Here is a 13,531-nt window from a genome sequence, read left to right as displayed (position 1 = left end):
TCGAAAATTCAATCGGTCTGCTTGATTAGTTTGGAGCCGATAATGAACTTGCGAATTTTTCTTGCTTGCATCATCTGTTTCCCATCAATTGCCCCTTTTCAATCACCTGCTTGGGGATGGCAGACGAAACTGGCGAATGCAAACTGCGAAGGCCGCTGGGTTTCTGCTCAGGGATCTGGCTACGTTTGTATCTGCCCAGATGGCAGTCAAGCACAGACGAGCGATCTGGTGGTTTTTCGTTGCCCGGCCACTTCTTTGCCCAAGACGCGGGCCGAACCTTCATCGGAGCCAACTCCCTCAAGAGATCAATCTGCTTTAACGATACAGCAAGCAGTTCAGAATGAGGCCAAAGCCAGGGAGGCTCTGGCCTCGGCTGAAAAGGAAGAAAGTAAAGCTCGAGAAATACTCGAAGAAGCCAGGTCAGCGCAAAAATTGGCTAGCAAAACTCTCGCTGACGCAAAAGAAAGTATGGATTCTCTTCAACGACAAGCTGATGCTACCTCCGACCCGGAGAAGAAACTCGAACTTCTCAAGAGAAAGCTAAAGCTAGCCGAAAGCGCTCGTGATGTCGCAAGAGAGCGTGAGCAACTGACGGAAGGTATTCCAAAACTGGAGGAAAGGGTAAACAGAGCTAACCAGGCAACCATCGACGCAAAATCAAATCTTGATCGAGCGACACAGTTAAGAGTGGCGGCGGCCAAACAAAAGCCGGTTTCGTCATCACGGTCAACGAAGCCTCCCGTTAATCCAAAAGCACCTTCTATCACTACGTCAAATGGCAAGAGCCAAAGAACCACGGTTATGGATCTCACCTATGAATCCGAATACCAGAAGATTGATGGAGATAAGAAATCCGCAAAGCTTGTGGAGTACGCAAATTCAGGGATACTGGGCGCACCTATGCGCGGCCACATGGAAGTTTTCTACACGAAGACGCTCAGTGACAAATATGATGAAGATTTTGTAACAACAATACTTGTACGTTTGGCTGAAAGAAACAATATAAGCCTAAATGATCTTAAAGTATTGAATGACACGCGCAATAGAAATCAAATACCTAGATTAACATATGACCAAATATCTAGCGGCTCTAATGGATGGACCAAATCGGAAGAAGCTCAATCTGCCTTTCACACGATCGGAATAGATGACCCGTCAAAAATAGAAAAATGGACTCACGAACACGGGTCAGAAGTTGTGTTTGATGTATCAGATCCGGACAACAAGAAAATTGTCACAGATGCAACAAACAAAGGCACTTACAATTATGATTCTGGCAACGGAGAGAAACACTTGTTGCTCGATATCATACCATGGATAAAATGGGGAACCGGCCCAGATGATACTCAATCAGCGGCGCGTAGGTGGGAGCTGTGGTCGAAAGCGGCTAAGTCTGGCGTTGTGCGATTACCAGCGGAAGCTTTGAAGTAAACTGGTGGGCGCTCCTGTTTGGATAGGTTGATCTGGTGATAACCGCACTGAGGTTGTATTTGTTAGGCCAACTGCTGTCTATTTTCTAGACCAAAAATTGTACATGACATCTGATATCGAGATTGAATTGTCTGCAAAACTGAGTCGAAACCAATTCTAGTTGCAAATTTCTGAACTGGGAGCATACAATCACGATTAAACAATTTTAACAGCGTAAATTGTTTCACTAAGTTCACTGCGAATTGGGGGGATGAACTATGATTAGTAGACTCGTTGTTAGTGCAACCTCCGCTATACTTCTCGCAGCAATCTGTCTGATTTCGGGTTTGAGCCCTGTATTTGCTTTGAGCAAAGATGAGGCAATGACGGTGCTATTAGACGCTGTTACTCGCGACGAGCAGTGCAGAGCCGCAGAGAACCTATTGAACAATTATCCTGAGCAACTGACCCCAATCGACCGAGAGTATACCAAACTCCATGTCGGAAGTCTGAACTGCGAATTCCTGCAAAACGCATCACCAGCACCGCCGAATAGTCAAGCTATATTTATTCCAGAACAATCAGCTACAAAAACAACGCGATTTGGCCCCTTGGAGCCCGCGTTGACTAACTCTAAAGTGACAGGATTGCTGTCACGCAGCCAGGACGGAACTCAACACGAGACCACAAAAAATCAGGACGGATTCTTTGTAGAATTTATTCGGACCCCTGGCGAGATTGCCAGCACGTTGCCGTGGTTAAGTTTGTATAGGTCTATTGGTAGACCCGGTGGAAGGACATTTTCCACAACGGTAAAACACCTCGAAGGCACGGGCGCTGATGGGATTGGACTTGTTTACAATTACAAGAATCAAAACAACTATTATCTTTACACACTAAATATTGGCGGCTACTTGAAATTTGTTAGAGTTTATGGAGAAACATACCCATTCGATCAAGCTCATGTAAAGAAATTTGAAATTATTGCGCACGACAGAAAAGTTAATCAGTCCGTTTGGGCACATGTAATAGTTCAGAGTGCTAAGCTTTCCGACTATCCTAACACTCTGTCTTTTGCGTTACCGGTCGGGCCTGATAAAATTAGACCCTATAAACTATCGATAGTGGAAACAAATGGACGTGTGGAATTGTATGTTGACAACGAGCTATTTCACATTGAACAGATCGACGTAGACCCGAACGCAGCTTTCGGCATTGGAGTTTTGGGTACCGGAAGCCAAGTATTTTTAGACTACTCTGAAAACTGAAATTCGAAGAAAAGCAACACCGAACTTTACTGGCCGATGTTGATGCATCGCTCCGTCTTGGAATAGAGAGGTGGTCGATCGGCGGAAAAACAGATGTGGCCTTTGATTGATCCCGGCGCGCGAAACGGTTGTGTGAACAGGGAGATTCAACGAGCATTGAAATCACATGGCAAGAAGAACACTGGCGAATAAGCCGATCAAGTTGCAGAAGGGATCGTATTCAACTCACCCAATTTCCTTAAAGAAATTATCAACTCTGGGATTGGTCATAACCAAGCAGGGTGAAGGGTCCGCTTCAACGTTGAGAAAGATGAGGATAAGCCACGGCGTAGAACGGCTTTCGACACAGTGCTTCGGCTATTCCGGGTTGTTGTTCCTAAACGACCAAAACGCCTTGCACCGCGTAGGACCTCCTTCCAGCAGAGCGTAGGCGCCTCAATAGTTAGATATGGCAGAAAGACATTGTGAATTCTCCCGTGGCGCGGAGACAGTTGCGCTCAATGACAGCTAACTCATCTCAAACGCTGAAACCTGTCAGTCCGCTTTCGTGAAGAGTTTCGGGTGCCGTCAGGCGTACGAAAGTCCCCGAGGACCGAACCCGCGTGCCGCAGATACTGTGTTATGGGGATTTCTATTTCCGGCTGGTCTTGTTCCCTACGTTGGTCGCTTGAGGGAGCGTATCGTCTGATACGTTTGCACCGCCAACAACCGGTTTCGTGTGTTGCCAGTGATGTGGCCGAGCGGTGCTGATGATCATCGCAACGGTTGGAATGGCGGCTTGGGCACAGCGGAGCCTTCGCCGGAGCGCAAAGGCTCCGGGATGGTGTCCAGTCTGTCGATGCCGGGTCATGGCCCAGTCTCCCGGTTTGACGCGGCGCAGTGCGGTGGTGCCCGGGGCTGTTGCCAGCGGGCGAAGGTCTCAATGATGATCATGTGCCCACCGCAGCAAGGACATGGCGGCCGTGCATCGGACACCTCTGGTTCGTCATCCTCGGGCTGTGGGACAACGCTCAGCAATTCTCGAGCGCGATCGAGGCTGGTCTTGCGAGAGCTGCCGGCAAGAAGGCCGTAGTGGCGAATACGGTGGAAGCCGCGCGGCAGGACATGGAGCAGGAAGCGGCGGATGAACTCGTCGGTGGAGAGGGTCATGACCTGCCGCTGGTCGGCACCAGTGCGGCGGTAGTCCTTGTAACGGAAGGTGACCTCGTTCTCGTCGAAGCCGATGAGACGGCGATTGGAGATGGCGACCCTGTGCGTGTAGCGAGCGAGATAGGCAAGAACCGCCTCCGGTCCGGCGAAGGGGGCCTTGGCATAGACGGCCCACCGCTTTTTGTGCACCGGTGATAGATGCTTCAGAAAGGCGCGCCGCTCGGCCAATGGGGCCATCGATCCGAAGAAGGCGAGCTGTCCTTTATCGTGAAGCGCGATCAGCCGGGTCAGAAACAGGCGGCGGAACAGTTTGCCCAGCACCCGCACTGGCAAGAGGAATGCGGGGCGCGACGATATCCAGCGCGTCCCATCGAGCGAGATGCCGCCGCCCGGCACGATCATGTGCACATGGGGGTGGTGGGTCATCGCCGATCCCCAAGTATGCAGCACGGCTGTGATGCCGATGCGGGCGCCAAGGTGCTTCGGGTCGGCAGCGATCATCAGCATCGTCTCCGACGCGGCGCGGAACAACAGATCGTAGACCAGAGCCTTGTTCTGGAAGGCGATGGCGGCGGCCTCGGCGGGCAGCGTGAAGACGACATGGAAGTAGCCGACCGGCAAGAGGTCAGCTTCCCGCTCGGCCAACCAGGCGCGCGCGGCAGCGCCCTGACACTTGGGGCAGTGTCGGTTGCGGCAGCTGTTATAGGCGATGCGCCAGTGGCCGCAGTCCTCGCAGGCTTCGACGTGGCCGCCCAATGCAGCTGTGCGGCAGTGTTCGACCGCCGACATCACCCTGAGCTGGGCGAGGCTCAGGTGTCCGGCATGAGAAGCCCGGTAGGCGGGCCCGGCAGCGCGGAAGATGTCGGCGACCTCAAGTGAGGCGGACACGCCTCAGCCATCGGGCGCGGTGTCTGCGACAGAGAAGATACCGAGCTTGTCGAGCGGACTGATGACAGTGCGCACCGTACGGGTCGCGACCTTGGTATAAAAGGCGGTGTTCTCCAGCTTGGCATGCCCGAGCAGGACCTGGATCACCCGGATATCGATGCCGTCCTCCAGCAGATGGGTGGCGAAGCTGTGGCGCAAAGTGTGCGGGCAGACCCGCTTGCCGATGTCGGCGGCCCGTGCCGCTTCGACGACGATGCGGTGGAGCTGACGCGTGCTGATCGGCTTAGAGTAATGCTGTCCCGGAAACAGCCAGCCGTCGCGATGCATCACGCCCTGCTGGTGGCCGACCTTCCACCAGTGCCGCAGCAGGGTGAGCAGGTCTTTGGACAGCATGGCATTGCGATATTGTCCGCCCTTGCCGCGCTCAACCCGGATCAGCATACGCTCGCTATCGATGTCGCGGACCTTGAGCATCGATATCTCCGCGACACGAAGGCCTGCGCCGTAGCCGACCGACAGGGCCGCCTGGTGCTTGAGGCAGGTGGTCGCGTTGAGCAGACGGGTCACTTCGTCCCGGCTCAGAACAACAGGGAGCTTGCGCATGCTCTTCACTCGAACCAGCTTGCGCGCTAGATCCGGCCGGTCGACCGTGTTGGTGAAGAAGAAGCGCAGCGCCGACACGATGCTGTTCATCGTCGGCACCGGGACACCGGCTTCGCGCTGCTCGATCTGGAATCGATGCAGGTCTTCGGCTGTAGCCGTATCGGGAGGTCGACCGAGATAAGTCGCGAAACGTCCGACATCGCGCGTGTAGTTGCGCTGCGTCTCCATGGAGAAGTGGCGCAGGTTCATATCTTCGATCAGTCGCTGCCGCAACCGACTGACGGGGGAAATGGATGTAACTTCGGTCATTGTTTGGTTCCTTCTGGTTGAAAGGAACCAAATGGTCCGCTCAGGACCGCCGACGCTCAATCAAAACACAGCCGTCAAGGATTTGCCGTGTCCTTGCCACGCGCGACCTCCCGCGCAGCGGGTTCGTTCCTCGGCCCGAAGCGGACCTTGGTGCCGCCTGCATCGAACGTCGGCTGCGAGCCCAAGCAAATCGTAAGGTTTTGCTTTCTGGCTAAGCATCGCTGACGTTCAAACTATTCCCAATGCAAGACAGCCGGATAGCAACAAGGAAGCATTCGCGACGAGGTTTCAGCAGAAATCCAATACTGTTTGCGCTTTCGGATGCGACCCGCGCGAGATTGTTCATGCAGTGCCATAGGCCGGATAAGTGAATTTGGTTCGAATGGATCAGGTTGCAGGCTGTTCCGCTTCCACGGCCCGCGATGCGGCTCCACCAATCGCCTCCATCTTTTCCTGTTTGGTCGATTCTTCACTCACGCGCACAGTCACCTCACGGCTGGCAAAGCGAATGCCTGCCTCCTCGAACGCAGCGCGGATCCGGTGCAGCAGTTCACGTCGGATCGCAAACTGCTTGCCGGGGATCGCCTTGAACTTGACCCGCAGAATCATTGCAGAATCTTCCATCTGAATGACACCTTGCGATTTCGGCGGGTCCAGCAGTCCGTCTCCCAGCAACTCGTCCTCCATAAGCTCGGCGCCGATACGCTTCACGATCTTCTTGACCATGTGAGGATCCGTGTCGAAGGTGAGGCGTAGCGGCAGCTTCATGATGACCCAGTCGCGGGAGTAGTTGGTCAATGCCGCGATTTCGCCAAAGGGGATCGTGTGGACAGCACCCAATTGGTGGCGCAGTTGCAGGCTCCTGACCGAAATGCGTTCGACGACACCCTTCACGGATCCGAGATCTATGTACTCGCCGCGCCGAAATGCGTCGTCGATCAAGAAGAAAACGCCGGAAACAATGTCCTTGACCAGCGTTTGCGCGCCGAAGCCAATCGCCAAACCGAGAACCCCGGCGCCCGCAATGAGCGGCGCAACGTTGATGCCCAGGCTGGAAAGTGCCGCGAACAGGCAGGTGAGGCCGATTGCCGCGAAGGCAAAGGACCGAAGCAAAGGGAGAAGCGTTGCAGTCCGGCTCGCACCGAGCCCGCCTTCACCGTCGGCAGCTTCCTCATCCTCGTCCGGCTGTTCCGCCGCGTTTCGAACATCGATTATGGTTCGGATGAAGTCCCAGATTGTCCATCCAACAAGCGCCGTCAATGCGACGTTGATCACTGCCTGGAGTGCGCGTCCGGTCGTGCCGCCTGCGGCGAGCGTCACCGGGTCCAAACCCCAAATGGCCAACACAATGAGCAGCCCGGCAACTGACAGAAAAATGCTGGCTGTCCGCGCGATGGCCGCGCGGATCGCCACATCGATATCCTGAGCGCGCAGGTAATGGATCAAGATCCGGTAGGCCATCCAAGACGCAATGAATACAATAAGCGTCTTGAACACGCCCGCGGCCACGACATCGACATCACCGGCGACCAGGGAACCCCCGGTAAACAGGACCCAGATAATCACTTGTGCGATCGCCATCAGCACTGCCCAATTTCTGGCGAGCATGTTGCCCAGTCCCGGCGCATCCCCGGGCGGGAGAAGCTCTGTAGTGGCGCGATTGATCAAGTACAGGCCCACCAGTGTGCCAGTGATCCAGACGACACCGAGCAACAAACTGAACAGGTCGGGCGTACCGGCCGGCGCTCCGAACCGGGCCATGAGGTCGGATGTGGTCGTTTCGAACATCCACAATGCCGCCAACCCAAGCACAACGCGGTGCACCAGACGCGTTGCGTCGTCGCTGATCGCGACGAGCCTGTAAATCGGCCAGTTCTGTGGAAAGATGAAGTCGATTACGGACCGGACGATGAGCACCACCGTAATCAGTGAGATGTAACCTGAAACGAAGATCCTGAGGTCTTCATTCGGGAAAAAGAGATACAGGGTCGCCAGCGCTGTTACTGCAAAAGCGAGTGAACTCGATAGTTCGATCACCACGAAAAGGCCAGCATCGGCAATCGTGCCGACCGAACCGTATGACCCTATTTCTACATTGCGTTCAGCAAGGGCGATCTGCCGCAGAGCTGCCCGGCGGCGCCAGAAATGCCGGACGACAAATCCCGCAGCGGCGCAGATCAGCAGTGCTATCAGCGCAAAGCTTAGGCCACCTGCCTCTGACATCCTCGATGCAATCGCTCTAAAGGCGTCACCGAATTCGGGCCACTTTGCCAGCAGGCCGCTGGCATTCGACGTCAGTGCATCGCCAATCTGCCTTGCATCTGCCAGCAGACCGTCACCCGGAGCAGTCTCTTCTGCTCGCCGGGCGGCAAATTCGGCAATCAGGATGTCCCGCACCTGTTCGTCACTCAACCGACCCAGAAGAGCCTGGAATTCGGTTTCAGTCAGTCCTGTGGGAATTGCAATCGGTTCGTCCTCGGCGCGGGCATTGCCGGCCAATGTCAGCCACAAGACCAACAGTCCGCTGACAAAAAGAAAAGCAAACGGTCGTCGCAATTGCATTCGTGTCATCTGGTTCTCGCTGCCATTTGTTGAGAGAATTTAGCTCATTGTTCGGGTCCGCGCCATGGAATCCAATATCGATTAGAACAGCAAAGTTTCCGGCAATATGCGACACGAGGCGAGACGCTTCAGAGGGTCGAAATTCATTGGCGATCCAGAATTGAGTCCGCGCCCGATCTCAAGCGCTGCCAAACCAATGTTACTATGGGTTTTTCCGTATTCATTGGGACTGGCGTGTCAGTTCCCGTGCCGTGATTTGGCTGATCACACTGGTCCAATCTTCGAGATGGTAGGTGTGCGTGATCAGTGCGTTTTCAACTATCGCGATCTCGATCGAAGTGGCCTCAATCTCCTTGCCTGTAACCGGGTCGACACCAAGGAACGATCCTATCGGCGCGCCTGTGAACGTTAAATGAGAACACGTTGTTCGTGGTGACTCTCAGCGTATGATCCGCCAAGATGCGAAGTTTGCACGGCCAGAAAGAGCCCGGCACTGTGTGCGGAGACCAGATCGGTTTACCACCCATTTTGCGCATAGTCGTTTCCGGCCCGGAGGGGAGATTGGCTTACGGCTTCATCGGTATCACAACAACAGGTGTCAGCGCCAAGGGTTCGGCTTTGAGGCCGAACCCGATTTCGTGAGCTTCGCCCTATGCGGTCAGTCCGCCATCGATAATGATTCGGCTGCCGGTGATGAATCCGGCCTCGGGGCCGACCAAAAATGCTGCCAGGGCCGCAATCTCCTCAGACCTGCCATAGCGACCCAGGGGCACCTGGCTTTTCAGAAAACCCGAGAGTTCTGTCCCGTCGGGGTTCATGTCGGTATCGATTGGACCGGGCACGATCGCGTTGATCGCAATTCCCTTTGGCCCCAGATCGCGAGACCAACCCTGCACCAATCCATTTACGGCTGCCTTGCTGGCCCCATAAAGCGCCAATCCGGGCGCAAAGTAGCTGTTCGCAATTGTTGCGGTGACGGCAACGATCCGGCCGCCAGGCCGCATTTGGGCGGATGCTGCACGTATGATCTCGAAGGAGGCACGGACATTGATGTCGAACACGGCCTCGTAGTCGTCATCGCTGAGATGCTCAATCGGCTTGCTGATGTTGATGCCTGCGTTGGACACCAGAATGTCCAGCCCGCCCTGATGCGCAACAGTGTCGGCAACCGCGTTCGCACTGGCGCCACTTTGTCGGGCATCTGCGGCAATCGCGCGTGCCTGCCCGCCCGAGTTTTTGATTTCGGTAACAACAGCATCAGCCGCGCCGCTCGAGGATGCGTAAGTCAACGTTACGTGTGCGCCGTCCGCTGCAAGTCGCCTTGCGATGACGGCACCAATACCGCGGCTGGCGCCCGTAACGAGCGCGCTTTTTCCGTCGAGTGTCCTGGTCATTGAAAACCTCTGCCTAGTTGGAGATAACGATTTTACCGAAGCCGGTTCCGGATGCAGCGGCATAAAAAGCTGCGTGGGCGTCGGCGAAGGGGAAGCTTTCCTCAACGGGAATATTGAGCGCGTTGACAGAAGCTGCCGCAACGACCCGTTCCAGCATGACGCGGGATCCGACCATGATCGGAACCACACGCACACCGGAGAGCATCAGATCGAGCATGCTGATCGCGGGTCCATCCATTGCTTTAAGGCCGATTTGCGCAACCCGTCCGTTTTGTGCTGCCGCCCGGACAGCGGTTGCCACGGACGGGGGGCCGGCTGTTTCAAGAACCACATCGGCGCCTTTGCCGTCTGTCGCCTCCTTGACGGCAACATCCCAATCCGGGCGCTTGCGGTAGTTCACCCCGAAGTCGGCGCCCAGTTGCATCGCCTTCTCCAATTTTGCAGGATCGGAGGAAGTGATGCCGAAGCGTGCACCCGCTGCCTTTGCCAGTTGCATGGCCGTAAGCGAAATCGTACCGGTTCCCGTTGCGAGAACTGTCTGGCCGGGGAAGAGCGGGCCCGCTTCAAACAGCGCGTTCCAGACGGTTACGGCGGCGCAAGGCAAACAGGCAGCTTGCTCCAGCGTTAGGTTGTCCGTCAGCTTTACCACCGCCATCTGGTCAACCACGCGTTCCCTCGCGAGCAGACCCTGGGCCATTTCTCCATGTGCATGGGCCGCCATATGGGGTTCAAACGAACCGCTCTGATGAGCGGGATTGAACGTCACGACAACGCGGTCGCCCACCCGCACACGGACCACGTCATTCGCGACCTCCTCAACGATCCCTGCTGCATCGGAAAGCGGAATGAGCTCCGGTGCAACCGGTACAGGTGACTGGCCGTGCGCGACCATGAAGTCGCGGGCATTCAGTGACCATGCTTTGAGGGCAACACGCACTGACCCGGAGGAGAGAGGTTCAGGTGGCAAATCAACCAGGCGCAGTGAATCTGGCCCTTCGCCCGGTTTCAACATCCATTTTTGTGACATAAAAGGTTCCTCGTTCAAAACGGAAGCACCAGCCCGAGAACGCTTCGAACGTCATCAGTTGATTAAATACTCGCTGGTACGTTATACATTAGCGCGCCGTCAGCGGCGGTCAATAAATAAAATACTTGAGAGTATAAAATGCCCGCAGGCAGACCGAAAACCTTTGACCCGGAACACAGCATGCCGACAATCGTGCGCCTTTTCTGGCGCGATGGTTTTGATCGTCTGACCCTGGATCAGGTCGCTTCAGAACTTGGTGTCACCAAGCCCACCGTCGTCCGCGCCCTTGGAGACAAGGAGGGCATTTTTGCAAAGGCCCTGGACGCCTACTATCAGACGCACATCCGCCCTGGAGAACGACTTTTGGAGACGGCGCCCGACTTCCGATCGGCAATTGCGGGGTGTTTTAGAACGTCAATCGACCGGATCCTCAACCCCGACAACCCGCAAGGGTGTTTCCTGACCGACGTGACGCTCACCGGGGCCTTCACCGAGGGACCGGTGGCCAGGACAATCGCCTCTATTCAAGACCGAACGCTGGAACTGCTGCAGGGCCGCATCCAAGAGGCCAAGGCATCCGGCGAACTCCGCGTCGACGCGGAACCGGCCGCGGTTCTGAATTATGTGCTCGCACAATTTGCAGCCTTGTCAGCCGTTTCGCGGTTTCCGCAGACCCGGAGCGCGCTTGAGGCCGTCGTGGATTACATGGTTGCCGGGTTGCCCTGGTCTCAGCCCTGAGTTTCTCGTCAGCCTTCGCAGCACCTTACCGCGCGCGCATGTCGAAATCGGACCGCGATTTCTTGATATCCTCCAACCGGTCCACAGCCCAATGGACCAGCGGCCGGATCAGTTCGACCAGTGACCGGCCGCGCTCTGTCAGTGAATATGACACCGCCAGGGGCGGGCCTTCGTGTACAGTTCGTGTCAGGTAACCGTCCCGTTCGAGGCTGCGCAGGTTTTCCGTAAGGACACGCTGGGTGACATCGCCGACAGTACGCTTTATTTCACCGAACCGGAGCGCGCCGTCTTCAAGACAAAGAAGGATCAGGATCTGCCATTTGCCGGTAACCCGGGACAAGATGTTTCGGATCGGACACACAGCCGCTTCCATTTTGTTCGTGACCGTAATTGGCAGCATTTCAATCCCTCCGACCGATGTCTCGGATGTTTACGTGCCTGACAGACAAACTGGATTTTCAGCACATTGGCTCTGCGGCCACGCAAGCGGCTCAAGCCTGTCGGCTGGCCGTTTTAGTTGCCGTTCACAGGCGGCAAACAGGGGACGGTCAAGGCCGCGCAGCAGAGCGCGACCCTAGTCTCCGTAAGTAACCGCACATTCGCGCGCAAACTGGATCTAGGAGGCCTTGTTGAAGCAATACCTTGAGATACCCCAGGTATCGGACGCCTTTTCGAAGACCCAGAGTTCCCGGTTGATTTCCGGCACCGTCCGCTCTTCCTGTTTGAGAAGCCGTGTTCCGGTGGAGTGCGTCGTCGCAAAGGCGAAGCCGCTGTCGACGACAATCTGCTCAGGATTGATCGTGAACTCGAGGTTCAGTTCAAGAACGCTGAAAGCATATTTGTAGAAGGTTCGAATGGCGTCGACACCCTCGCAGAGGCTCATCCTGTCCGGGATCAGGATAGCGTTTTCATGATACAAGGCTGCAAGACCTTCAGCGTCACTCGCATTCACAAAGTCCTGATAATCCCGCAGGACCCGAATGATGTCGTGCTTGTTTTGGTTCATGTCTTCCTGCACCTGCTTCTAGAACATGCCGTTCTGGTGAGCCATTTCTGTCGGGATTTCCTGCAGCACGTCCCAATGTTCAACGATGGCACCGTTTTCGACACGGAAAAGGTCATAGATCGCCATGGGAACTCCATTCCAGGATCCCTCGCTCTGCGTCAGCACAAAGTTTCCTTCGCCAACGATACGGTGGATCCGGGTGTTCGTGATCTCATCAAGAACTTCTGCGAGTGCATCCGGTCCGTCCTTCACAACCGGATTGTGCTGATCGTAGCGCCCGTCCTTGATGTAGTCGGACATCTTTCCGACATTCCCCCCGATCAGGACCTCCCGGACAAATGCTTCAACCAGTTTTTTGTTTTCCTCCGTTTTGTCTATGTCGACGATGTCTGTCATGCCATCGGTCTGGCTTCGACCACTGGCGGTTTCCTCATGGAGCGGGATGATCGCGTCCCAATGTTCTGCGATGCGGCCGTTCTCCACCCTCCACAGGTCGAATGCGACAACTGTTTCCGCACCAAAGGCAAAGGCGTTCGAGTAAGTGGTGTGGGTCAGCAGCAGATCGCCGTCTTCGATCATGCGATGGGTTTCATAGTCAAAACCGGCTCCTTTCAGGACTGGCAAGAGGCCGATCACCGCGTCCAGGCCTGTGGGCACACTCGGATTGTGCTGAATGTAGTCGGCGGTGTAGTAGCGCCGCATGTCTTCTTCGCTGAAATCGCGAAAAAGTGCGTCCATTGCTTTGGTGAGAAGTAGCTTGTTGGGGCTCATTTTTTCCTCTTTTCCCGCTGCTGATGATCCGGCAGACGTGAACGCGCCGGCGAATAGGCCGCCGATCAATGCAAGGACCAGTGCGTAGGGTCTTGATTTGGTGAAAAGAACCATCTCCAATTCCTCCGATATCGATCCGTTCCGACCACTGAAGCTCGCGATTGTGCAAGTGCCTTGCTCCGCGAAACATGACCTGGTGAATGCGGGACCGACCGTGTGCGGGCCAGGGGCTGGTTCGAACCAGACAGAAACTGGGCGAACCGGGATCAGCGGATCTTGTGTTTCGCTGAAAAAATCCTGCCGACATTCACGAGGATGCAAGGTATTGAAATAGAACGAAGTATCAATTACGCACTTTCAAGTAACAAGGTATGGTAAAGCATACCATATTCTTATAACTACATGT

The 13,531-nt window shown here is 55.4% G+C and carries 11 protein-coding genes; 3 read left to right on the top strand and 8 right to left on the bottom strand.

What is annotated here, in order from left to right:
• Positions 1-42: 42 nt before the first annotated feature.
• Together RDA78_RS01620 and RDA78_RS01615 are read left to right on the top strand one after the other, a co-directional pair.
• Positions 43-1,431, top strand: a complete 1,389-nt coding sequence (locus RDA78_RS01620) for a hypothetical protein (RefSeq protein ID WP_434053630.1) — start codon at positions 43-45, stop codon at positions 1,429-1,431.
• A gap of 257 nt (positions 1,432-1,688) precedes the next feature.
• Positions 1,689-2,678 carry a hypothetical protein gene (locus RDA78_RS01615; RefSeq protein WP_434053629.1) on the top strand — a complete coding sequence of 330 codons (990 nt, stop codon included), beginning with the start codon at positions 1,689-1,691 and terminating at the stop codon, positions 2,676-2,678.
• Between the two features lie 846 nt (positions 2,679-3,524).
• On the opposite strand, the gene RDA78_RS01610 is transcribed toward RDA78_RS01615, so the two are convergent.
• From RDA78_RS01610 to RDA78_RS01590, 5 genes are all read right to left on the bottom strand, one after another.
• Positions 3,525-4,715: an IS91 family transposase gene (locus RDA78_RS01610; protein WP_434053115.1), complete on the bottom strand. Its 1,191-nt coding sequence runs from the start codon at positions 4,713-4,715 to the stop codon at positions 3,525-3,527.
• 3 nt (positions 4,716-4,718) lie between these two features.
• Positions 4,719-5,627, bottom strand: a complete 909-nt coding sequence (locus RDA78_RS01605; RefSeq protein ID WP_434053116.1) for a tyrosine-type recombinase/integrase — start codon at positions 5,625-5,627, stop codon at positions 4,719-4,721.
• 387 nt (positions 5,628-6,014) lie between these two features.
• Complete coding sequence (locus RDA78_RS01600) at positions 6,015-8,138, bottom strand: mechanosensitive ion channel family protein (RefSeq protein WP_434053628.1); 2,124 nt, start codon at positions 8,136-8,138, stop codon at positions 6,015-6,017.
• Positions 8,139-8,839: 701 nt separating this feature from the next.
• Positions 8,840-9,583: an SDR family NAD(P)-dependent oxidoreductase gene (locus RDA78_RS01595; protein WP_434053627.1), complete on the bottom strand. Its 744-nt coding sequence runs from the start codon at positions 9,581-9,583 to the stop codon at positions 8,840-8,842.
• A gap of 13 nt (positions 9,584-9,596) precedes the next feature.
• The gene (locus RDA78_RS01590; protein ID WP_434053626.1) at positions 9,597-10,610 is read right to left on the bottom strand and encodes a zinc-dependent alcohol dehydrogenase family protein; all 1,014 of its coding nucleotides are present in this window, start codon (positions 10,608-10,610) and stop codon (positions 9,597-9,599) included.
• A gap of 180 nt (positions 10,611-10,790) precedes the next feature.
• Between RDA78_RS01590 and RDA78_RS01585 the strand changes: the two genes are divergently transcribed.
• A complete protein-coding gene (locus RDA78_RS01585) occupies positions 10,791-11,348 on the top strand; it encodes a TetR/AcrR family transcriptional regulator (RefSeq protein WP_434053625.1) in 558 nt (185 codons plus the stop codon).
• A 25-nt stretch (positions 11,349-11,373) separates the two neighbouring features.
• On the opposite strand, the gene RDA78_RS01580 is transcribed toward RDA78_RS01585, so the two are convergent.
• From RDA78_RS01580 to RDA78_RS01570, 3 genes are all read right to left on the bottom strand, one after another.
• Positions 11,374-11,748, bottom strand: coding sequence for a winged helix-turn-helix transcriptional regulator (locus RDA78_RS01580; protein ID WP_434053624.1), 375 nt, complete (start codon positions 11,746-11,748; stop codon positions 11,374-11,376).
• Between the two features lie 216 nt (positions 11,749-11,964).
• Entirely contained in the window at positions 11,965-12,354 is a 390-nt protein-coding gene (locus tag RDA78_RS01575) for a YybH family protein (RefSeq protein WP_434053623.1), read from the bottom strand.
• Between the two features lie 18 nt (positions 12,355-12,372).
• Entirely contained in the window at positions 12,373-13,239 is an 867-nt protein-coding gene (locus tag RDA78_RS01570) for a nuclear transport factor 2 family protein (protein ID WP_434053622.1), read from the bottom strand.
• Positions 13,240-13,531: the final 292 nt, after the last annotated feature.

Source organism: Roseibium sp., assembly GCF_051016195.1.
In the GTDB taxonomy this organism is placed as follows: Bacteria; Pseudomonadota; Alphaproteobacteria; order Rhizobiales; family Stappiaceae; genus Roseibium.
This window is presented reverse-complemented; position numbering and strand designations above follow the sequence as displayed.